This window comes from Janibacter sp. UYMM211, assembly GCF_040547045.1.
GTDB classification, from domain to species: domain Bacteria; phylum Actinomycetota; class Actinomycetes; order Actinomycetales; family Dermatophilaceae; genus Marihabitans; species Marihabitans melonis.
Genome location: NZ_JBEPOY010000006.1, coordinates 86,437 through 107,010 on the forward strand (window position 1 = coordinate 86,437; position 20,574 = coordinate 107,010).

At 73.4% G+C, this 20,574-nt stretch carries 19 protein-coding genes; 12 read left to right on the forward strand and 7 right to left on the reverse strand.

All coding sequences use genetic code 11. The annotated features are described in order from the left end of the window. Positions 1 to 6 precede the first annotated feature (6 nt). From ABIB53_RS14990 to ABIB53_RS15000, 3 genes are read right to left on the reverse strand one after another with little or no spacing between them, the layout of a single operon-like run. Positions 7 to 2,775: a multicopper oxidase domain-containing protein gene (locus ABIB53_RS14990; protein ID WP_354588756.1), complete on the reverse strand. Its 2,769-nt coding sequence runs from the start codon at positions 2,773 to 2,775 to the stop codon at positions 7 to 9. After that, positions 2,772 to 3,227 (reverse strand): hemerythrin domain-containing protein, encoded by a 456-nt coding sequence (locus ABIB53_RS14995; RefSeq protein ID WP_354588757.1) that lies wholly within the window; start codon positions 3,225 to 3,227, stop codon positions 2,772 to 2,774. Before ABIB53_RS14995 ends, ABIB53_RS14990 begins: the two co-directional genes overlap by 4 nt. 21 nt (positions 3,228 to 3,248) lie before the next feature. Continuing rightward, the gene (locus ABIB53_RS15000; RefSeq protein WP_068271660.1) at positions 3,249 to 3,545 is read right to left on the reverse strand and encodes a DUF2249 domain-containing protein; all 297 of its coding nucleotides are present in this window, start codon (positions 3,543 to 3,545) and stop codon (positions 3,249 to 3,251) included. A 61-nt stretch (positions 3,546 to 3,606) separates the two neighbouring features. Between ABIB53_RS15000 and ABIB53_RS15005 the strand changes: the two genes are divergently transcribed. The 8 genes from ABIB53_RS15005 (at position 3,607) to ABIB53_RS15040 (ending at position 12,173) form a co-directional block, all read left to right on the forward strand. Beyond that, positions 3,607 to 4,281, forward strand: coding sequence for a helix-turn-helix transcriptional regulator (locus ABIB53_RS15005; RefSeq protein ID WP_354588758.1), 675 nt, complete (start codon positions 3,607 to 3,609; stop codon positions 4,279 to 4,281). Between the two features lie 61 nt (positions 4,282 to 4,342). Next, complete coding sequence (locus ABIB53_RS15010; protein WP_354588759.1) at positions 4,343 to 5,959, forward strand: flavin-containing monooxygenase; 1,617 nt, start codon at positions 4,343 to 4,345, stop codon at positions 5,957 to 5,959. Further along, positions 5,956 to 6,837 (forward strand): SDR family NAD(P)-dependent oxidoreductase, encoded by an 882-nt coding sequence (locus ABIB53_RS15015; RefSeq protein WP_354588760.1) that lies wholly within the window; start codon positions 5,956 to 5,958, stop codon positions 6,835 to 6,837. Before ABIB53_RS15010 ends, ABIB53_RS15015 begins: the two co-directional genes overlap by 4 nt. 180 nt (positions 6,838 to 7,017) lie before the next feature. Then, positions 7,018 to 8,019 (forward strand): NAD(P)H-dependent flavin oxidoreductase, encoded by a 1,002-nt coding sequence (locus ABIB53_RS15020; protein ID WP_354588761.1) that lies wholly within the window; start codon positions 7,018 to 7,020, stop codon positions 8,017 to 8,019. Then, positions 8,016 to 8,852 (forward strand): fumarylacetoacetate hydrolase family protein, encoded by an 837-nt coding sequence (locus tag ABIB53_RS15025; RefSeq protein ID WP_354588762.1) that lies wholly within the window; start codon positions 8,016 to 8,018, stop codon positions 8,850 to 8,852. The genes ABIB53_RS15020 and ABIB53_RS15025 overlap by 4 nt, the downstream gene beginning before the upstream one ends. Positions 8,853 to 8,911: 59 nt before the next feature. Next, complete coding sequence (locus tag ABIB53_RS15030; RefSeq protein WP_354588763.1) at positions 8,912 to 9,817, forward strand: crotonase/enoyl-CoA hydratase family protein; 906 nt, start codon at positions 8,912 to 8,914, stop codon at positions 9,815 to 9,817. 150 nt (positions 9,818 to 9,967) lie between these two features. Next, positions 9,968 to 10,807, forward strand: a complete 840-nt coding sequence (locus ABIB53_RS15035) for an aldo/keto reductase (RefSeq protein ID WP_201464848.1) — start codon at positions 9,968 to 9,970, stop codon at positions 10,805 to 10,807. A 13-nt stretch (positions 10,808 to 10,820) separates the two neighbouring features. Beyond that, positions 10,821 to 12,173 (forward strand): aspartate aminotransferase family protein, encoded by a 1,353-nt coding sequence (locus tag ABIB53_RS15040; RefSeq protein WP_201464850.1) that lies wholly within the window; start codon positions 10,821 to 10,823, stop codon positions 12,171 to 12,173. A gap of 18 nt (positions 12,174 to 12,191) precedes the next feature. On the opposite strand, the gene ABIB53_RS15045 is transcribed toward ABIB53_RS15040, so the two are convergent. Together ABIB53_RS15045 and ABIB53_RS15050 are read right to left on the reverse strand one after the other, a co-directional pair. Then, positions 12,192 to 12,386 carry a hypothetical protein gene (locus ABIB53_RS15045; protein WP_252975789.1) on the reverse strand — a complete coding sequence of 65 codons (195 nt, stop codon included), beginning with the start codon at positions 12,384 to 12,386 and terminating at the stop codon, positions 12,192 to 12,194. Positions 12,387 to 12,473: 87 nt separating this feature from the next. Continuing rightward, positions 12,474 to 13,772: an MFS transporter gene (locus tag ABIB53_RS15050; RefSeq protein WP_354588764.1), complete on the reverse strand. Its 1,299-nt coding sequence runs from the start codon at positions 13,770 to 13,772 to the stop codon at positions 12,474 to 12,476. 110 nt (positions 13,773 to 13,882) lie between these two features. On the opposite strand from ABIB53_RS15050, the gene aztD reads away from it, so the two are divergent. Both aztD and ABIB53_RS15060 read left to right on the forward strand, forming a co-directional pair. After that, positions 13,883 to 15,199 carry a zinc metallochaperone AztD gene (gene aztD / locus ABIB53_RS15055; RefSeq protein WP_354588765.1) on the forward strand — a complete coding sequence of 439 codons (1,317 nt, stop codon included), beginning with the start codon at positions 13,883 to 13,885 and terminating at the stop codon, positions 15,197 to 15,199. Positions 15,200 to 15,233: 34 nt separating this feature from the next. Continuing rightward, positions 15,234 to 15,521, forward strand: a complete 288-nt coding sequence (locus tag ABIB53_RS15060; RefSeq protein WP_068271697.1) for an HGxxPAAW family protein — start codon at positions 15,234 to 15,236, stop codon at positions 15,519 to 15,521. A 77-nt stretch (positions 15,522 to 15,598) separates the two neighbouring features. Here ABIB53_RS15060 and ABIB53_RS15065 read toward each other — a convergent pair whose 3' ends face one another. After that, positions 15,599 to 17,710, reverse strand: coding sequence for an NAD(+) synthase (locus tag ABIB53_RS15065; RefSeq protein ID WP_354588766.1), 2,112 nt, complete (start codon positions 17,708 to 17,710; stop codon positions 15,599 to 15,601). Positions 17,711 to 17,905: 195 nt separating this feature from the next. Between ABIB53_RS15065 and ABIB53_RS15070 the strand changes: the two genes are divergently transcribed. Then, a complete protein-coding gene (locus tag ABIB53_RS15070) occupies positions 17,906 to 19,252 on the forward strand; it encodes a cryptochrome/photolyase family protein (protein WP_354588767.1) in 1,347 nt (448 codons plus the stop codon). A gap of 9 nt (positions 19,253 to 19,261) precedes the next feature. Here ABIB53_RS15070 and ABIB53_RS15075 read toward each other — a convergent pair whose 3' ends face one another. Then, a complete protein-coding gene (locus ABIB53_RS15075) occupies positions 19,262 to 20,167 on the reverse strand; it encodes a LysR family transcriptional regulator (RefSeq protein ID WP_354588768.1) in 906 nt (301 codons plus the stop codon). Between the two features lie 83 nt (positions 20,168 to 20,250). Here ABIB53_RS15075 and ABIB53_RS15080 point away from each other — a divergent pair, with 83 nt between their 5' ends. After that, a complete protein-coding gene (locus tag ABIB53_RS15080) occupies positions 20,251 to 20,514 on the forward strand; it encodes a hypothetical protein (RefSeq protein ID WP_068271709.1) in 264 nt (87 codons plus the stop codon). Positions 20,515 to 20,574: the final 60 nt, after the last annotated feature.

Sequence of the window (20,574 nt, forward strand, 5' to 3'; positions counted from 1 at the left end):
CCGGTGTCAGCGCGGGTCGGTGACCTCGAAGACCCCGTGCGCACCCCGCTCGGCGTCGGCCATGACGTGGCTGACGAAGGGGTAGTGCCCGGCCTGGACGAAGCGCGTCTCGACGAAGCCGCCCTGCGCCGGCAGCAGACCGAGCGTCTGCGCCCCGCCGGCACCCGCGTCGCGCCGGTCGAGCGTGTACGCGCCCTCGAGCCACGTCGTGTCGAGCTGGCCGCCGACGACGTGGAAGGACGTCGGCCGGCTCGGTCCTGCGGCGAGGAGCCAGATGCGCACCCGCTCGCCGACCCGGGCCGGCAGCGGCTGCTCGTCGTACTGGAAGGCGGCGCCGTTGAAGGTCATCAGGCTCGGCCGGTCGGCCGCCGCGGCCTCGGCGTCGACCGGGAGGACCCCGTCGGCGTCCGGAGCCCCGAGGTGCATCTCCGAGGCGACGAGGACGTAGCTGCGGTCGACCTCGGGCAGGTCCTCGGGCTCGATGACGACCGCGCCGTGCATGCCGGCCCCGATGTGGGTCGACATCGGCATCGTCGAGCAGTGGTACATCCACATGCCGGCCCGCGTCGCCGTGAAGGTGTAGGTGAGCCGCTCGCCCGGCGCGATGGTCCGCATCGGCCGGTCGGGCGCGAGCTCGCCCGCGTGGAGGTCGACCGAGTGCCCCATGGACCCGTCGTTGACGAGGGTGATGACGAAGCGGTCGCCGACCCGCCCGTGGAGCACCGGCCCCGGGCCGGTCCGGCCGGACCCGTCGTCGAAGGTCCACCGCGTCGCCCGGACCCCGGGCGCGACCTCCGCGCTCGTCTCGCGCACCGTGAGCGTCACGCGGTGCACCCGGTCGTCGTCGAGCGGGGGGAGGACGGCGTCGGCGGCCTCGAAGCCGTCGGACCAGCGCGCGGTCGGGTCGAGGGCGAAGGGGGACCCGCTCGCCCCCGCCGGGCCCGTCCCGGCGGCTCCGTCGTGGCCGGCGTGGGCGCCGCTGCCCGCCCCTCCGGCGTGGGTGCCGCTGCCCCCGCCGACGCTCTCGCCGCGGACCGCGACGGTGAAGGTCATCCCCATGAGCCGGTGCCCGGTGACCGAGCAGAAGCCCTCGCGGGTGCTGCCGACGACGCCGAGGTCGAGGGTCGAGCTCTCGCCCTCGCCGATGCGCTCGGAGCGGTGCTCGTCGTCGAAGACGAGGTCGTGCCGGGTCGAGGCGTCGGTGCTGCGCACGGTGATGACGACGCGGTCGCCGGGGTCGACGTCGACCCGGCTGGGCTCGAAGGTCATGTCTGCGGTGGCCGTGACCTCGATGTCGCGGGTGACGCCGGTCGGGGCCACCTGCTCGCTCGCGGCCGCCGGCACGTCCGCGCCGAGCACCGGGGCCGTCGCCGGGCCGGCCGCGACGGCGAGCGCGAGCGCAGCCAGCCCGGCGCCGAGCTGGTGCACCGGGACCGGTGCGTCGAGCACGGCGGCGACCTCCGCGCGGCCCTGGGAGGGCGAGGGCGGGGGCTCCCCCTTCGCCATCCGCTCGGCGATCGCGCGACGCTGCGCGACGCAGGCCCGGACGGCCCGGAAGAGCAGCGGGACGAAGACGACCAGTGCGAGGAGCACGAGGACCGAGCACAGGACGCGCGCGCCGGAGGGCACGGGGAGCAGGCAGAGGGCGAGCCCGCCGTTGACGACGACGAGGCGCAGGACCCACCACCTGTCCATCTCGCGCATGCCCGCACGCACGACCGACGGGCCGCCGCCGATGACCGACGGCACGAGGTGGCTCAGCGCGCCGAGCAGCACCTGGAGCATGAAGCCGACGACGAAGACCGCCGCGACGGCGTCGTACCCGGTGGCGGCATCGGCCCAGGTGGGTGCGGTGGCCACCCGCCACGCGACGGCGAGGACCCCGGCGACGAGCCAGAGCAGCCCGGCGGCCACGGATGCCGGGGCGTGGTGGCGCGGCAGCCGAGCACGGGCCGGGCCGGCCATCGAGGACGCCGACCGGGCGAGGCCGGCGAGGTAGACGAGGAGCCCGACCGCGACGAGCGGCCGGCTGCCGACCAGCGCGGCGGTGACGGCGAGGGCCAGCCCGCCGACGAGGACCGGCAGGGCGGTGCGTGCCCGCCGCTCGGCGTCGGCGTCCATCGGGGCGCGCAGCATCGTCGGCCACAGCGTGACGACGGTCGCGACGACCGTGATCCCCAGCCAGCCGAGGACGTTGACGAGGGAGTGCGCGACGACGAGGCGCGCGTGCATCTCGTCGTCCGGCCCGCGGGCGAGCAGGGTGCCGAGGAGCGCCCCGACCGGCAGGCAGGCCGCGGCGGCGAGGTAGGAGCGCACCGTGACCCGGAAGCGGCCCGGCAGCGCGTGGCGCAGCCGTCGCCACAGGGCGACCGCGTGCCAGGCCACCGCCGCGACGACGAGGGTGGCGCCGACGACCGTCGCGGGCCACAGGCTCGTCGGCACGCCGACGAGCACGAGGACGGCCCCGGCGTGCAGCAGGAGCAGCCGCCGCCCCTGCGCGGCCCGGGGGTCGAGATCGGGCGCGGTCTTGAGCAGCGTCGTCGCGAAGTGGGTGCTCCACACCATGACCGAGTGGCTCATCGCGCCGAGCGCGACCATGTGCACCATGAGCCACGTCGACCCCGGGACGAAGGGGTGGACGAGCGCCGTCGCCGCGGCGAGGACGAGCCAGACGAGCCCGGGCCGGTCGCGCAGGCCCCACGTGCCACGTGTCGGGCGGCCGGGGGCGCCGGGCGACGCCGAGGGGCGGGCCGTCGTGCCCCCGGCGGTGCTCACCGGTGGGCCCGGTGACGCGGTGCGGGCGTGAGCGCGTCGACCCGCTCCCAGTCCTGCGCGGAGAGGCCGACGGCGGCGGCGGGGAAGAGGCCGTTCTCCTCCTTGTGGATGTGCTCGCGCAGGTCGGCGTAGAGGCGGTCGACGACCGAGTGGTCACCCGCGCGCAGCGCGTTCAGCTGTGCGTCCAGCTGCTCGTGCTCGGCGCACAGCCCCTCGACGTGGTCGGCGAAGGTCTCGTCCTCGCGCAGCACGGCGAAGAGGCCGACCTCCTCGGCCCGGGTGTGCGGGTCGAGCAGGCCGCGGACGAGGTCGACGAGCGCGACGACCTGCTCCCGGGGGACGCCGTCGTGCACAGCCCGCCGCAGCAGCCCGGCCGTGTTGATGACCTCGACGTGCTCGGCGGTGAAGCGCCCGACGACCTCGAAGGTCTCGCACCCGCAGTACGTGCACATGGCGTCTGCCTCCTCGTGCGGTCAGGCCCGCGTGAGGCGCAGGGTCCAGACCTCGGGGCCGCGCTCCAGGTAGGTGACCGACCAGGTGCCCGGCTCGCGGGCGTCGACCTGCGCGAGGAGGGGCACCGGGTCGTGGTGCGCGACGAGGTCGATCGAGCCGCCCGACGGGATCGCGCCGAGCGCGCCGATGACGGCGGCGTGCCGGACGGCGTGGGGGATCGACCGCACGTCGAGCGCGGGCACCCCCTCGTCCGTGCAGCCGCAGGCGCACTCGTGCTGGGCGGCTGCCAGGGGCAGGGTGCGGGTCGGCTCGGTCATGGGTCCTCCTGCGTCGTGGGCAGGGGTAGACCCTCCGCCCGATATTTAATACGGTGTCTTCGTGAAAAATACTCCTCCGCTCGGACCGGCGCCAGCTCGGGGTGCGCCGGGGGAGTCCGGGCTCACGACGGCGCAGCGCCGCACCCTCCTCGCGCTCCAGGAGGCCGGCGGCCCGCGCTCGGTCGTGGAGGTCGCCGCGGCCACGGGAGTGCACCCGAACACCGTGCGCGCGCACCTCGAGGCGCTCGTCGCGTCCGGCCACGTCGAGCGAGCCCGGCGCCATGCGGGTGGCCGTGGGCGGCCCAGCGCCGTCTACGCCGCCGAGCCCTCCGACCACTCGGTGCGCGAGTACCGCGCGCTCGCGACGGCCTTCGTCGAGCAACTCGCGTCCGGCCCGGGGACGGGGGAGCGGCTGCGCGACATCTCGCACGCGGTGGGTCGTGCGTGGAGCGAGCGCCGCGACGTCGAGCCGGTCGAGGGCGGCGACGCGCGCCCGTCGGTGGTCGGCGCGCTGCGTGGGCTGGGCTTCGCGCCCGACGACACCGACCCCGACCACGTGCGGCTGCGCACGTGCCCCCTGCTCGACGTGGCCCAGGTCCACCCCGACGTCGTGTGCCAGGTCCATCTCGGGCTCGTCGACGGGCTCCTGCGTCGTGCCGGTGACGACGCGACGCAGGCCGGGCTCGCCCCCTTCGCCGAGCCGGGGGCCTGCGTCCTGCACCTCGAGCGGCCCTGACCTGCGAAGACCCCTGCGGCGATCCGCGGCGGCCCCCAGGTCCGTGGGGCAGAGTGGGCCCATGAGTGTTACTCGCGAGTACGACCCGGGCGCTGCCGCTGTGCGGCGCGGCCCGGCCGACCTGCCCGAGGAGCTCGACGTCCTCGTCGTCGGTGCCGGCATCTCCGGCATCGGGGCCGCCTACCGCCTGCTCGAGCGCGACCCCGACCTCGACCTCGCCGTCCTCGAGGCGCGCGACAGCAGCGGCGGCACGTGGGACCTCTTCCGCTACCCGGGCGTGCGCTCGGACTCCGACATGTACTCGCTGTCCTTCCCCTTCCGCCCGTGGGACCGGGAGCAGTCGATCGCCGACGGCGCCTCGATCCTCGAGTACCTGCGCGAGACCGCCGCCGACAGCGGCATCGCCGAGCGGACCTACCTCGGGTGCTCGGTCGTCGCCGCCAGCTGGTCGAGCCAGGCGCAGCGGTGGTCCGTCGAGGTCGAGGGAGCCGACGGGTCGGCCCGCGTGGTGCGGGCCCGGTACGTGCACCTGGGGTCGGGCTACTACGACTACGACGGCCCGCACGACCCGGGCTTCGTCGGGGTCGAGGACTTCGCCGGCGAGGTCGTGCACCCGCAGCACTGGCCGCAGGACCTCGACCTCGCCGGGCGGCGCGTCGTCGTCATCGGTTCGGGGGCGACCGCGGTCTCGCTCGTCCCCGCAGCGGCGCAGACGGCCGCGTCGGTGACGATGCTGCAGCGCACCCCGAGCTACGTCATCGCCGTCCCGGCGAGCGACCGGCTCGTCGAGCGCCTGCGCCGCGTGCTGCCCCCCGGTCCGGTGCAGCAGGTGGCCCGCACGAAGAACGTCCTCGTCCAGCGCTTCCTCTACGTCCTGTCCCGGGTGCGCCCCTCGGCGGCGCGGGGGATCGTGCTCGGCGCGCTGCGGCGGGTGCTGCCCCAGGAGGTCGTCGACGAGCACTTCACCCCGCCGTACGACGTGTGGGACCAGCGGCTGTGCGCCGTGCGCGACGGCGACCTCTTCACCGCGATCCGTTCCGGCTCGGTCGAGGTCGTCACCGGGCACGTCGACCGCTTCGAGCACGGCGGGATCCGTCTGCAGGACGGGCGGCTCGTCGAGGCCGACGTCGTCGTCACCGCGACCGGCCTGCGGCTCAAGGCGCTCGGCGGCATCCGCCTCACGGTGGACGACCGCGCGGTCGACATCGGACGCACCTTCGCCTACCGCGGGCTCATGCTCAGCGGGGTGCCGAACATGTCGATGACCGTCGGCTACGTCAACGCGTCGTGGACGCTGCGCGCCGACCTCGTGTCGGGCTTCGTGGCCCGGCTCGTGCACCACATGCGCGAGCACGGCATCGGCGCGGCCGTGCCCGTCGCGCCCGAGGGGATGACCCCCGCCCCCATCCTCGACCTCACCTCTGGGTACGTGCAGCGCGCCGTCGGCGCCTTCCCGAAGGTGGGCGACCGTGACCCCTGGACGATGGAGCAGAGCTACATGAAGGACCGCCGCGCGTTCCGCGCCGCCGACGTCACCTCGGACATGCACCTCGTGCCGCTCGGCGCGCGGGACGTGCACCTGCCCGTCGGTGCCGCGGCCCCGGCGACGATCGACCTGCCGGGCTCGTCGAGCAACACCGACGACTCCGTCGGCGACCTGGCGGAGGTGCGCGCATGAGCCGCCGCCCGACGCTGCGCCGCCCCTCCCGGCCGCCGCTGGACGTCGCCGGCGGGACCGCTGTCGTCACCGGCGCCGCCGGGGGCATGGGCGAGCACGTCGCACGCGGGCTGGGCCGGCGTGGGGCGCACCTCGCGCTCGTCGACCGCGACGCCGACGGGCTCGAGCGGGTCGCCGGGCTCGTCGGCGACGAGTCGCCCGGGGTGAGGGTGAGCACCTACGTCGCCGACCTCTCCGACCGCGACGCGGTGACCGCGCTCGCCGCCCGCCTGCGCGATGCGCACCCCGACGTGCGGGTGCTCGTCAACAACGCCGGCGTCGCCCTCGGCGGGCGTTTCGTGCAGACGAGCGAGGCCGACTTCGACTGGCTGCTCGAGGTCAACCTCCACACCCCGATCCGGCTCACCCGGGCGCTGCTGCCGCTGATGATCGAGAACGGCCAGGGCCAGGTCGTCGGCCTGTCGAGCCTCTTCGGTCTCGTCGGCCCGGCCGGCCAGACCGCGTACTCGACGAGCAAGTTCGGGCTGCGGGGCTTCAACGAGTCGCTCGCCAGCGAGCTCGACGCCGAGGACCAGCCCGTCGGCGTCACCTCGGTGCACCCCGGCGGCATCGCGACGAACATCGCCCGCAACGCGCGCACCGCCTCGGGGGTCGACCCCGACGAGGCGGCCCGCGGTCGGCGGGCCTTCGACAGGGCGCTGCGCTACCCGGCGGACAAGGCCGCCGAGGAGATCGTCGAGGCGCTCGTCGCACGGCGTCGTCGCCTGCTCGTGGGCAACGACGCCCGGGCCCTCGACGCGCTCGCCCGGGTCGCCCCCTCTGGCTACTGGTCGGTGATGCAGCGCGGTCTCGAGCTCGCCGCCCGCCGCTCCCGCTGACCCTGCACCCCGCACCACCCCCTTCGCCGAGGTATGGCAATCGGTCGGATCTCACGGCGGGTCCTGCCCGATCTCCATACCTCGGCGAAGGGGGGAGGCATGGGGCGAGGGGGGAGGCGGGCGGTGTGACACGTGCCGCGCGACTGGTGCATCCCGGCCGATCTCGGAGAGAGTGAGCCCATGACCCTCCCCGCACAGCTGCAGGGCCGGCTCCGCCTGCCGGTCGTCGCCTCGCCGATGTTCCTCGCCTCCGGGCCCGAGCTCGTCATCGGCACCAGCCGAGCGGGGGTGCTCGGCACCTTCCCGGCGCTCAACCAGCGCACGACGGCAGGCTTCGACGAGTGGCTGTGCGAGATCGAGGAGGGGCTCGCCGCCCCCGCGGCGCCGGGCGCCCCCGAGCCCGCTCCCTTCGGCGTCAACCTCATCGTCCACCGGACGAACGCGCGCATCGAGGCCGATCTCGAGCGGATCGTCGAGCACGAGGTGCCCCTCGTCATCACCAGCCTCGGCGCCGTCCAGGAGGTCGTCGACGCGGTCCACTCCTACGGCGGGCTCGTCTTCCACGACGTGACCGGTGCGGTGCACGCCCAGAAGGCCGCCGACGCGGGCGTCGACGGGATCATCCTCGTGAGCGCCGGTGCCGGTGGTCACGCGGGCGGGATCAACCCCTTCGCCCTCATCGCCGACGTGCGCCGCGTGTGGGACGGCACGCTGCTCCTCGCCGGGGCCCTGTCGAGCGGTCAGGACGTCCTCGCCGCGCAGGCGGCCGGCGCCGATCTCGCGTACATGGGCACGCGCTTCCTCGCGACGCAGGAGGCGACCGTCGCCGAGGAGTACAAGGCGATGATCACCGACCACACCGCGCAGCAGATCGTCTACACGCCCTCGATCTCCTCGATCCCGGCGAACTTCCTGCGCGGCAGCATCGAGGCCGCGGGGCTCGACCCCGAGCACCTCGCCTCGCCCGAGCGGGTCGACCTGCACCACGTGACCAACCCGCACGACGAGCACGCGAAGGAGAGCAAGGCCTGGCGCGACATCTGGTCCGCCGGCCAGGGCGTCGCGGGCATCGAGGACGTCCTGCCCGTCGCCGAGCTCGTCGACCAGCTCGCCCGCGAGTACGACGAGGCGACGCAGCGGCTCCTCGCCGCGCTGCCCACCCGGGAGGGCGCACCGGCATGAGGCTCGCGACGATCCGCACGGCGGGCGGCACCCGCGCCGTGCGCCGTGAGGGCGACACCCTCGTCGAGACCGGTCACGCCGACGTCGGCGCGCTGCTCGCCGACCCGGGCTGGCGCACGGCGGCCCTCGCGGACGGCCCGACCCACCCGGTCGACGGCGCCGACTTCGCCACGCTCGTCACGACGCCGAGCAAGGTCGTGTGCGTCGGTCTGAACTACACGAACCACATCGTCGAGATGGGGCACGACCTGCCGACCCACCCGACGCTCTTCGCGAAGTTCGCCGACGCGCTCGTCGGCGCGCACGACGACATCCCGCTCCCGCCCGAGACCGAGGCGCTCGACTGGGAGGTCGAGCTCGGCGTGGTCGTCGGGCAACGCGTGCGCCGGGCGAAGGGGGAGAGCGCCGAGGCGGCGATCGCGGGCTTCACCGTCGTCGACGACATCAGCTGCCGCGACTGGCAGATGCGCACCGGCGAGTGGCTCCAGGGCAAGACGTGGGACTCCTCGACACCGGTCGGGCCCTACCTCGTCACCCCCGACGAGCTGCCCGGCGGGGTGCGCCCCGAGCTCGAGGTCTCGCTCCACGTCGACGGCGTCCTGCGTCAGCGCGACAGCACCGCAGACCTGCTCTTCGACCCCGTCGCGCTCGTCGAGCACATCTCGACGGTCGTGCGCCTCAACCCCGGTGACATCATCGCGACGGGCACCCCGGGCGAGGTCGGCCACGGCATGACGCCGCCGACCTACCTCGCGCAGGGTCAAGTCGTCGTCGCCGAGGTCGAGGGCATCGGCGCCCTGACCAACCGCGTCGTCGCCGACCCGACCGCCTGACCAGCCCGCAGCACCACCCACCAGCCCGAGGCCACGGCCCGGGGCGCGAGAGGACGACGATGACCGAGCGCACGTACGAGACCCTCACCTACGAGGTGGACGACGAGGGGATCGCGACGATCACCCTGAGCCGGCCGGAGGCGATGAACGCCTTCACCGTCCAGATGCACGAGGAGCTCGTCGACGTCTTCGGGCACGTGAGCGCCGACGACGACGCGAAGGTCGTCATCGTCACCGGGGCCGGGCGGGCCTTCTGCGCGGGCATGGACCTCTCGCGCGAGGGCAACGTCTTCGGCATCGACGAGGAGCAGGTCGTCACGCCGGCCGACATCCAGGAGCGCCCCGACGACCCCGAGCTCGTCGACGGCATCCGTGACACCGGCGGCAAGGTGACGCTCGCGATCTTCCGCTGCACGAAGCCGGTCATCGCGGCGATCAACGGCGCGGCGGTCGGCATCGGCGCGACGATGCCGTGCGCGATGGACTTCCGGCTGGCGTCGAGCAGCGCGCGGATCGGCTTCGTCTTCGGCCGGCTGGGCATCGTGCCCGAGGCCGCGAGCAGCTGGTTCCTCCCGCGCATCGTGGGCCTGGAGGCGGCGCTCGAGCTCTTCTACACCGCCGAGATCCGCACGGCGCAGGAGATGCACGACATCGGCTACCTGCGCTCGGTGCACGAGCCCGACGAGCTCATGCCCGCCGCGCGCGAGCTCGCCCGCCGCCTCGTCGCCGGCCGCTCCCCGGTGAGCACCGCGCTCATGCGCTGGATGGTCTACCGGGGCTCCGCCGCCACCCACCCCTTCGACGCCCACGCCGTGGAGTCGATCGCGATGCAGCAGACCTCGATGGGCGACGGCAAGGAGGGCGTCGCGGCCTTCCTCGCCAAGCGCGAGCCCGACTTCACCGGCCGCGCCTCGCAGATGCCCGACTTCGTGCCGTGGGACAGCCGCGACGAGATCGTCCCCTGACCTCTCTGGGCGGTGGTCTCGAGGCTCCTGGGTCGCACCTCGACCAGCGAGCGTCTCGACCAGGGAGGCCTTCGCTGGTCGAGGTGCGAAGGCCCTCCGGGGCCTGAGCCTCGAGACCACCGCCGGGGTGGCGCGGGTAGCGTGCGAGACATGAGCGTCGCACCCACCCGCACCCTGTCGACCGACCCCGGCACCGAGGTCCCCGTCATCGGCTTCGGCACCTACCCGCTGCGCGGCAGCGAGGGTGTCGCGGCGATCGCCTCGGCCCTCGAGGTCGGCTACCGCTTCGTCGACACGGCGGTCAACTACCGCAACGAGCGCGAGGTCGCCGAGGCCGTGAAGGCCAGCGGCATCGCCCGCGAGGACGTCTGGCTGCAGACGAAGGTCCCCGGACGCGACCACACCGGCGCGCGCCGCTGCGTCGAGACCTCGCTGCAGGTCATGGACCTCGACTACCTCGACAGCGTCGTCATCCACTGGCCCAACCCCTCGCGCGACGAGTACCTCACCGCGTGGGAGCAGCTCGTCGAGGCCCGCGAGGCCGGCCTCGTGCGTCACATCGGCGTCAGCAACTTCACCGCCGCCCACCTCGACCGCGTCGTCGAGGCCACGGGGGTCACCCCCTTCGCCAACCAGATCGAGCTGCACCCCTACTTCCCGCAGGAGCAGATGCGCGCGGTCGACGCCGAGCGCGGCATCCTCACCCAGTCGTGGTCGCCGATCGCCCGCGGCGGCGACCTCTTCGAGGAGCAGGCGGTCGTCGCAGCCGCCGAGGCGCACGACCTCACCCCCGGCCAGGTCATCCTCGCGTGGCACGTCGCCCTCGGCGCGATGCCCCTGCCGAAGTCTGCCGACGCCCAGCGCCAGCGCGACAACCTCGCGGCCGCCTCCGTGCAGCTCGGCGAGGACGAGGTCGCCGCGATCACCGCCCTCGGACGCGCCGACGGACGTCTCTTCGACGCAGACCCCGACCACCACGAGGAGCTGTGACTAGCCTGCGGTCATGAGCGATCTGCCGCAGCTGTCCGCCGAGAGGGTCCACGAGCTCGACCGCGCCCACGTCTTCCACTCCTGGTCGGCGCAGGCGCAGATCGACCCCCTGCCGATCGCCTCGGCGTCGGGGGTGCGCTTCACCGACTACGACGGTCGCGAGTTCCTCGACTTCTCGAGCCAGCTCGTCAACGTCAACATCGGCTACCAGCACCCCCGGCTCGTCGCGGCGATCCAGGAGCAGGTCGCCCGGATGGCTACTCTCGCACCGGGATTCGCCTACGACATGCGGTCCGAGGCGGCGCGGATGATCGCCGAGCGCGCCCCCGGCGACCTCGACCACGTCTTCTTCACCAACGGCGGGGCCGAGGCCAACGAGAACGCCCTGCGGATGGCGCGCGTGCACACCGGTCGGCACAAGGTGCTCGCCGCCTACCGCAGCTATCACGGGGCCACCGCGGGGGCGATCGCCCTCACCGGTGACCCGCGCCGGTGGGCGAGCGAGCCGGGCATGCCCGGCGTCGTGCGCTACTGGGGACCGCACCTCTACCGCAGCGCCTTCCACGCGAGCACCCCGCAGGAGGAGTGCGAGCGCGCGCTCCAGCACCTGCGCGACCTCGTCGCGGTCGAGGGCCCGGGCACGATCGCCGCGATCATCCTCGAGAGCGTCGTCGGCACGAACGGCGTCCTCGTGCCGCCGGACGGCTACCTCGCCGGCGTGCGCGAGATCTGCGACGAGCACGGCATCGTCATGATCGCCGACGAGGTGATGAGCGGCTTCGCCCGCTGCGGCGAGTGGTTCGCCATCCAGCGCTGGGGCGTGACGCCCGACCTCATCACCTTCGCGAAGGGGGTCAACTCCGGCTACGTCCCCCTCGGCGGGGTGGTCGTCTCGCAGCGCATCCGCGACACCTTCGCCGACCGCCCCTACCCGGGCGGCCTGACCTACCAGGGGCACCCGCTCGCGTGCGCGAGCGCGGTCGCGTCGATGCGTATCTTCGAGGACGAAGGGGTGATCGAGCACAGCCGTCGGGTCGGCGAGGAGGTCATCGGGCCGGAGCTCGCCCGCATCGCCGAGCGCCACCCGAGCGTCGGTGAGATCCGGGGCATGGCGACCTTCTGGGCGCTCGAGCTCGTCCGCGACCCGAGCACCCGCGAGCCGCTCGTGCCCTACAACGCGACGGGCGACGCCGCGAAGCCGATGGCGGCCTTCGCCGCGGCGTGCAAGGAGCGGGGGCTGTGGCCCTTCGTGCACATGAACCGCACGCACGTCGTGCCGCCGTGCGTCATCTCCGACGAGGACGCACGGACCGGGCTGGCGATCCTCGACGAGGCGCTCGAGGTGGCGGACTCCTTCGTCGTCTGACGCACAGGTGGTGCCGGGTCAGGGCAGCAGGTGGGCCAGGACCCGGCGCACGGGTCCGGGCTCGTCGTGGTCGGTGACCGTCCAGGAGTGCCCGTCCGGGCAGGTGAGCGTGAGCTTCTCGTGGGCGCCGCTGGCGTCGAAGCGGCTGTCCGCGACGACGGACGCAGCATCGCCACCACAGGTGGGGCAGGGGCCGGCTGCGAGGATGTCCATCTCTCGACCGTGCCACGCAGGCCGCCGGGACCTCTCCACCCCTAGGGGTTGATCCCGACCCGACGGTGCGGGTCCCCCTTCGTCACCTCAGGCCGCCGCGACCTCGCGGTCCCCGTCCACCGCGCGGCGCGGGATCGTCCAGCACACGGCGGCGGCGAGCAGGCAGAGGACGGCAGCGGTCACCCAGGCGTTCGCGTACGTGCCGGTCGCCGTGCGGATCGCGCCCGCCACCCACGCACCGGCGCCCGCCCCGACCATGTGGGCGGCGAAGACCCACCCGAACACCACGCCCGAGCGCTGCAGCCCGAAGTGGGTGCGGCACAGCGCCACGGTGGGCGGCACGGTGGCCACCCAGTCGAGGCCGTAGAAGACGATGAAGACCCACATCCCCGGCTGCACGTGCGGGGCGAGGAGCGCGTCGATGGTCAGCAGGCTGAGGCCGCGCAGGGCGTAGTAGGCGCACAGGAGCAGGCGCGGGTCGACCTTGTCGGTGAGGTAGCCCGAGGCGATCGTGCCGACGACGTCGAAGATGCCGACGAGCGCGAGCAGCCCGGCGGCGGCCGTCGCGGGCATCCCGTGGTCGTGCGCGGCGGGCACGAGATGGGTCTGGACGAGGCCGTTCGTCGACCACCCGCACACCCAGAAGGTGAGGGCCAGCGCCCAGAAGGCCCAGTGCCGAGAGGCCTGGCGCAGCACGCGCAGCGCGGTGACCGCGGGGTTCTCGCTCGGCGGGCCCGGGTCGGTGACGGCGTAGCCCTCGGCGACCCCGTAGGGCATGAGCCCGCGGTCGGACGGGCGGTCGGTGAGGAAGAGCCCGACGAGCACGGCGACGACGAGCGAGAGCGCCGCGACGATCCCCGCGGCAGCGCGCCACCCGAGCTCGGTCGCCGTCCACGCGATGACCGGCAGGAAGAGCAGCTGACCGGTCGCGTTGGCGGCGGAGAAGAGGCCGGTGACGAGCCCCCGGTGCGCGACGAACCACCGGTTGGCGACGATCGCGCCGAAGACGAGTGCCATCGCCCCGGTGCCCAGCCCGATGACGAAGCCCCACAGCAGCCACAGGTGCCACGGCGAGGTCATGACGAGGGTCGCGCCGCTGGCGACGCCGACGACGACGAGCGCGGTCGTCACGGTCCGCCGGATGCCGAAGCGCTCCATGACCGCGGCGGCGAAGGGGGCGGCGAGCCCGTAGAGGACGAGGTTGAGGCTCACCGCCCCGGAGGTGGTCGCGCGGTCCCAGCCGAGCTCGCGCTCGATCGGCTCCATGAGCACACCGGTGCTCGAGCGGAAGGTCGCGGCCGCGACGAGGGCGAGCAGGGTCACGGCGGCGACCACCCAGGCGGGGTGGATCCGGCTGCGGGTCGCCGCTCGCTGCTGGGTCGTCACCCGGTCATGATGCCGCTCCTCCACGCTCCGTGCGACGGGGTGACCGCGGCTCGGTCCGCGCTCCCCTCCAGGTTGACATATGAGAATGCTACTGACAATCGTTCTCAACTATGAGACGCCCCCTGACCCCCTTCGCCCCCACCCGACCGCTCCTCGCCGGCTCCGCCGCGCTCGCCGTCCTGCTCACCGCGGCGTGCGGCAGCAGCACCACGGGCAGCGCCGATGCCGAGCCCGCCGCCACGCCCTCCGCATCCCCGGTCCCGCGTGCCGAGGAGGTCTCGACCGCCGTCGGCACCCCCTCGGGCGAGACGACCGAGGAGGGGCGGCGCGCCTCACGCATCGCCGTCACCCACGACGGAGGGGTCGTCGTGCTCGACGCGACCGACCTCACCCTGCTCGGCGAGTTCCCCGTCGAGGGCTACGCCCGGCTCAACCCCGCCGGCGACGAGCGCCACCTCTTCGTCACCGAGGGCGACGGCTTCCGCCTCCTCGACCTCGGCGGGTACTCGCTGCCGCACGGCGACCACGACCACCACCACGCGACGACCCCGACGCTGACCGACCTGCGCTACCCGGCGAAGCACCCCGGCCACGTCGTCGTGCACGACGGCCGCACGGTCCTCTACGGCGACGGTGACGGCCGGGTGCGGTCGATCGACCCGGAGGACCTGCGCGACGGGCCGACCGCCCTGCCGAAGGGGCGCACGTGGACCGAGCGCAGCCCCCACCACGGCGTCGCGGTCGAGCGCGAGGACGGCTCGGTGATCACGACCGTCGGCGACGAGGAGTCGCGCTCCGGTGTGAGGATCCGCGACGCGAAGGGGCGCACCGTCGCCTCGTCGGACGAGTGCCCCGGCGTCCACGGCGAGGCCGTGGCGCAGGACGGGGTCGTCGTCCTCGGCTGCGAGGACGGCCTGCTCGTCGTCGACGGCGACGAGATCACGAAGGTCGACTCGCCCGACGACTACGGCCGGATCGGCAACCAGGCCGGGCACGACGAGTCCCCCTTCGTCCTCGGCGACTACAAGTCCGACCCCGACGCCGAGCTCGAGCGGCCGACGAAGGTCAGCATCACCGACACCCGGGACGCGTCGCTGCGCCTCGTCGACCTGCCGGCGAGCTACTCGTTCCGCTCGCTGGGTCGGGGGCCGCAGGGCGAGGCGCTCGTCCTCGGCACCGACGGCCAGCTCCACGTCATCGACCCCGAGTCCGGCGAGATCACCCGCTCGACCCCGGTCGTCGACGCGTGGGAGGAGCCGACGGAGTGGCAGCAGGCCCGCCCGACCCTGCACGTCCAGGACGAGACGGCCTACGTCACCGACCCGAGCACGAAGACCCTGCACATGGTCGACATCGCCAGCGGCGAGGTGATCCGCTCCGGCGTCCTGCCAGTCGTGCCCGACGAGGTCGACGGCACCCGGGGCTGAGCGAGCCCGGTCGGGCTCGTGGGAGGATGTGGCCATGAGTCACGCCAAGCTCTCCGCGCGCCCGACCGGTCCCCACGCGGCCGAGGACCTCGGTCACGGCTACAACATCGCCACCTGGGCCGCCGTCGCGGTCTGCCTCGTGGGCTTCACCATCGGCACCATCGGTGTCGTGCTCCTCGAGTGGTGGCTGCTCGTCGTCGGCCTCGTCATCGCCGTGCTCTCGCTGGCCGTGGGCCGCGTGCTCTCGCTCATGGGCTTCGGCTCGTACTCCCGCGGGGAGGGCGACTCGCCCGAGGGCAAGGACGCGCTCGGCATCAAGTAGCCGACCCGCACCTCTGCTCGACGAGACCCCCGGCCCGCCGCGCGCGCCGGGGGTTCGTCGTGCCGTGGTGCGGCAGGTCAGGACTGCGGCACGCCGTCCTCGACGTCGGCGAGCCACCGCCGGGCCTCGCTGTCGCTCGGCATCCGCCAGTCACCGCGCGGTGAGAGCGTGCCGCCGGGCACGACCTTCGGGCCGTTGGGCAGTGCCGAGCGCTTGAACTGGTTGTCGAAGAAGCGCTGGACGAAGACGAGCAGCCACCGTCGGATCGTCGCGAGCTCGTAGGCGACCCGCTCCGCCTCGGGCACCGAGCTCGGCCACTCGCCGCGCTGGGCGTCGGCCCACGCGTGCTCGGCGAGGAAGGCGATCTTGCTCGGCCGGTAGCCGCGGCGCAGCACGTGGTACAGCGTGAAGTCCTGCAGCGAGTACGGCCCGATCTTGTCCTGGGTCGACTGCGGACGCTCGCCGTCCTTGCTCGGCACGAGCTCGGGGGAGATCTCGGTGTCGAGCACGGACAGCAGCGTCTGCGAGGCGGACTCCTCGAGCTGGCCGGAGCCGGCGACCCAGCGCACGAGGTGCTGCATGAGGGTCTTGGGCACCCCGGCGTTGACGCCGTAGTGCGACATCTGGTCGCCGACGCCGTAGGTGCACCACCCGAGGGCGAGCTCGGAGAGGTCGCCCGTGCCGAGGACGAGCCCACCGCGCTGGTTGGCGATGCGGAAGAGGTAGTCGGTGCGCAGCCCCGCCTGGACGTTCTCGAAGGTGACGTCGAAGACCCCGTCGTCCATGTCCTCCACGGCGGTGCCCGCCTGCGCGGCCTCGCCGAAGGGGTGGCCCATCCCCTCGAGCATCTGCGTCGCCGCCGGGCGGATGTCGAGCTCCTCCCACGTGATGCCGAGGGTCTCCATGAGCGCGATGGCGTTGGTCTTCGTGCGGTCCGACGTCGCGAAGCCGGGCATCGTGATGCCGATGACGTCGGTGCGCGGCCGCTCGAGCCGGTCCATCGCCTTGACCGCGACGATGAGCGCGTGGGTCGAGTCGAGCCCGCCGCTGACGCCGATGACGATCTTCGGCGCCCAGGTCTCGCTCGTCATCGAGCGCAGCCGCTGCTCGAGGCCGCTCACCTGGATGTTGTAGGCCTCGTAGCAGTCGAGGGCGAGGCGCTCCTCGTCGTCGGGGACGAAGGGGTAGCGGTCGAGCGGGCGCAGCAGGCCGAGGTCGCCGGTCGGCGGGTCGAGGGTGACGTGCAGGTCGCGGTACTGGCGCGGCGAGATGCCGAGCGCGACCGCGTTGTCGTCGAAGGAGCCCTGGCGCATCCGCTCCTGGCGCAGCCGGTCGACGTCGACGTCGACGGTCGTGCGCCGGGGCCCGGCGGGGAAGCGCTCGGACTGGCCGAGCAGCTCGCCCATCTCGTAGACCATCGTCTGCCCGTCCCACGAGAGGTCGGTGCTCGACTCCCCTTCGCTCGCGGCCGCGTAGAGGTAGGCGGCGGTGCAGCGCATCGAGGCCGAGCGGGCCAGGAGGTGACGGTCCTCGGCGCGGGCCACGGTGATCGGCGAGGCCGAGAGGTTGAGCAGGACGGTCGCCCCGGCGAGCGAGGCCTCGTGGCTCGGCGCGATCGGCACCCAGAGGTCCTCGCACACCTCGACGTGGACGACGAGACCGGGCACGTCGTCGACGTGGACCATGAGGTCGGTGCCGAAGGGGGCGTCGCGCAGCGCGTCGGCGCCGGGCCACGTCGGGCGGAAGGTCTCGCCGACGACGCCCGCGCCCTGTGCGAACCACCGCTTCTCGTAGAACTCGCGGTAGTTGGGCAGGTAGGACTTCGGGGCGATGCCGAGGACCTCGCCGTCGTGGAGGACGACGGCGCAGTTGTAGACCCGGTTGCCGTGACGAAGGGGGGCGCCGACCGCGAAGACCGGACGCAGGCCCGCGGTGGCCCGGGCGAGCTGGTCGATCGCGGCCTCGGTGTCGCGCAGGAGGACGTCCTGGAGGAAGAGGTCGTCGAGCGAGTACCCGGTGAGCCCGAGCTCGGGGAAGACCGCGACGGCGACGCCCTCGTCGTGCAGCTCGCGCACGATCGCGCCGACCGCGTCGGCGTTGGCGAAGGGGTCGGCCTGCGTCACCGGCATCGTGCACGCCGCCACCCGCGCGAACCCGTGCGTGTAGATGTTGCGGAAGTCGCGAGTCATGGCCTCACCCTATGGCTCGCGCCCTTGGTGGTTGAGGTGCGAGGAGCTCTGCGACGAGCCTCGAAACCACTCTTTCAGTGGTTGAGGTGCGAGGAGCTCTGCGAGCGAGACGTGGTGGTTGAGGTGCGAGCGCCAGCGAGCGGAAGGCTGGACGCGGGAGGCTGCGGTGACGGTGGGCGGCCGTAGCGTGGCGGGGTGAGCACCTCGATCCTCTGGCTGCGCCGCGACCTCCGTCTGCACGACCACCCTGCGCTCGCCGCGGCGCACGCCGACGGGGGAGAGGTCATGCCGGTCTTCGTGCTCGACCCCGACCTGCTCGAGAAGGCCGGGCAGGTGCGCACCGCCGCCCTCGTCGAGGTGCTCCGCGCGACCGACGAGTCCTACGACGGTCATCTCGTCCTCCAGGAGGGTGACCCGGCGGAGGTCCTGCGCCGCCTGGCGACGAAGGTCGGGGCGACGCGGGTGCACATCTCGCGCGAGACCGAGCCGTGGGGCGCCGAGCGCGACGAGCGCGTCCGCGAAGCCCTGGCGCAGGACGACGTCGAGCTCGTCGAGACCGGTACGCCCTACGTCCTGGGTCCCGGCACGGTCCTCAACGGCAGCGGCAATCCCTACAAGGTCTTCACCCCCTTCGCCAAGGCGTGGCGCGACCACGACCACCCCAAGCCGTGCCCGGTCCCCGACGACCTGCGGCTCACCCGTGGCGGTGTCGACTCCGTCGACCCGCCCGACGTCGAGGCCCCCGTCGAGCTGCCCCCGCTCGGCGAGGAGGCCGCGATGCGGCGGTGGGCCGACTTCCTCGACGAGGACGTCGCCGGCTACGACGACGGCCGCGACCAGCCGGCGCTCGACTCGACCTCACGCATGTCGGTGCACCTCAAGTGGGGCGTGGTCCACCCGCGCACCCTGCTCGCCGACCTCGCCCCCCGGCGGGGCAAGGGCGTGCACACGTACGTCACCGAGCTCGCGTGGCGCGAGTTCTACGGCGACGTCCTGCACCACAACCCGCACTCGGCGACCCGCGACCTCACCGACTCCCTCGCCGGGCTGCGCTACGACGACCTCGACGACGAGACCTTCTCGGCCTGGGCGGAGGGGCGCACGGGCTACCCCTTCGTCGACGCCGGGATGCGCCAGCTCCTCGAGCAGGGGTGGATGCACAACCGGCTGCGGATGGTCACGGCGAGCTTCCTCACCAAGGACCTCCACTGCTGGTGGCCGCGCGGTGCCGCGTGGTTCATGGACCACCTCGTCGACGGCGACGTCGCGAGCAACCAGCACGGCTGGCAGTGGGTGGCCGGCACCGGCACCGACGCCTCGCCGTACTTCCGGGTCTTCAACCCGGTGACCCAGGGTGAGCGCTTCGACCCGAAGGGGGACTACGTGCGGCGGTGGGTGCCCGAGCTCGCGCACATCCCGGGCAAGGCCGTCCACCAGCCGTGGTCTCACGACGAGGGCTACGACCACGACTACCCGAAGCGGCTCGTCGACCACGCCGAGGAGCGCAAGGAGGCCCTCGACCGGCTCGAGGAGACTCGCTGACCGGTGTCGTCAGCCGCGGGGCGCGGGCTTCGTCGCGATCTCGCGCAGCAGCTCGACGGCCCGCGCCGCCGCGGGGTTGGCGCGGGCGACCGGCGCGGTGAGCGCGACGATGTCGCGCGTCGGGACCGGTCGGGTCAGGCGCACCCGCCGGACACCGGTGGGCAGACGCGTGCGGCTCGCGAGGTCCGGGATCACGGCGATGCCGACGCCCGCGGCGACGAAGGCTGCCGCCGTGTAGTGGTCCTGCGCCTCGACCGTGTACCGCGGGCGGAAGCCGGCCGCCGCGCACGCCCGGGCGATGAGCGACTCGGTGACACCGGCGGAGATGTCGCTGCTGATCCACGACTCCTCGGCGAGCTCGATCATCGGCACGCTGCGGCGACGCGCGAGACGGTGGTCCTGGGGGAGCAGGGCGACGAAGGGGTCGGACGTCAGCGGGGTGATCGAGTAGCCGGGCCGCAGCGTCTCGCGCGGGTCATCGGGCACGACGTCGATGTCGACGGGCGGGGACTCCCCGGTGGGGTAGCCCTCGGTGAGGATCATCTCGAGGACGAGGTCGGGCATCTCCGACTGCAGCCGACGGGCGATCCGCGGCAGCCACAGCGACCCGACCGAGGCGAAGTAGCCGATCGACAGCGACCCGGTGTTGCCCTCGCGCAGGTCGGTGATGACCGACTCGAGCCGCTTGACCTCCGACATGAGCGGCTCGCTCTCGGCGGCGAGGGTGCGGCCGGCCGCCGTCGGCTCGACCCCGCGGCCCACGCGCTCGAGCAGCGAGAGCCCGGTCTGCTTCTGCAGGGCGGTCATGTGCTGGCTCACGGCGCTGCCCGTCATGCCGAGCAGGTCGGCCGCGGCGCTGATCGACCCGTTGGCGACGACGGAGCGGAAGATGCGCAGCCGGTGGACGTCGATCACGTCGGTCAACCTATCAGTGATGCTTAACGATCGAGTAGCAGAAGCAACTTGTGGTTAGTAGATGACGGCGCAACCATAGATCTATGACCAACTGGCTGAGCACCGTCCTGACCCGCCGTCCCTCCTCCTCGCGCCACGTCGGCGCCGGCTTCGACGCCGACATGATGCGCATGGCCCACGAGCTCTCGCTCATGGCCCAGCAGAGCCCGAAGTCCGGCTCGCACTCCCGCACCTCCTCGGACCGCATCGCCACCTCGCGCGAGGGCGTCACCGAGTCCTACAAGGTCTACCCGAGCGCCGTGCGCCGGATGCCGGACCGCTACCACCCCACCCTCTCCACGCGCTGACCTCGACCGCCAGCCCGGTCGCACGCCGAAGGGCCCGCCCCCAGCAGGGGCGGGCCCTTC

Bases quoted from the DNA above. Each gene is read 5' to 3' on its own strand.
- ABIB53_RS14995 (WP_354588757.1), bottom strand. From the start codon at position 3,227: ATGTGCACGTACTGCGGGTGCGAGACCTTCGAGGTCGTCGGGCGCTTC.
- ABIB53_RS15000 (WP_068271660.1), bottom strand. From the start codon at position 3,545: ATGACCGAGCCGACCCGCACCCTGCCCCTGGCAGCCGCCCAGCACGAG.
- ABIB53_RS15010 (WP_354588759.1), top strand. From the start codon at position 4,343: ATGAGTGTTACTCGCGAGTACGACCCGGGCGCTGCCGCTGTGCGGCGC.
- ABIB53_RS15015 (WP_354588760.1), top strand. From the start codon at position 5,956: ATGAGCCGCCGCCCGACGCTGCGCCGCCCCTCCCGGCCGCCGCTGGAC.
- ABIB53_RS15020 (WP_354588761.1), top strand. From the start codon at position 7,018: ATGACCCTCCCCGCACAGCTGCAGGGCCGGCTCCGCCTGCCGGTCGTC.
- ABIB53_RS15025 (WP_354588762.1), top strand. From the start codon at position 8,016: ATGAGGCTCGCGACGATCCGCACGGCGGGCGGCACCCGCGCCGTGCGC.
- ABIB53_RS15030 (WP_354588763.1), top strand. From the start codon at position 8,912: ATGACCGAGCGCACGTACGAGACCCTCACCTACGAGGTGGACGACGAG.
- ABIB53_RS15035 (WP_201464848.1), top strand. From the start codon at position 9,968: ATGAGCGTCGCACCCACCCGCACCCTGTCGACCGACCCCGGCACCGAG.
- ABIB53_RS15040 (WP_201464850.1), top strand. From the start codon at position 10,821: ATGAGCGATCTGCCGCAGCTGTCCGCCGAGAGGGTCCACGAGCTCGAC.
- ABIB53_RS15045 (WP_252975789.1), bottom strand. From the start codon at position 12,386: ATGGACATCCTCGCAGCCGGCCCCTGCCCCACCTGTGGTGGCGATGCT.
- aztD (WP_354588765.1), top strand. From the start codon at position 13,883: ATGAGACGCCCCCTGACCCCCTTCGCCCCCACCCGACCGCTCCTCGCC.
- ABIB53_RS15060 (WP_068271697.1), top strand. From the start codon at position 15,234: ATGAGTCACGCCAAGCTCTCCGCGCGCCCGACCGGTCCCCACGCGGCC.
- ABIB53_RS15065 (WP_354588766.1), bottom strand. From the start codon at position 17,710: ATGACTCGCGACTTCCGCAACATCTACACGCACGGGTTCGCGCGGGTG.
- ABIB53_RS15080 (WP_068271709.1), top strand. From the start codon at position 20,251: ATGACCAACTGGCTGAGCACCGTCCTGACCCGCCGTCCCTCCTCCTCG.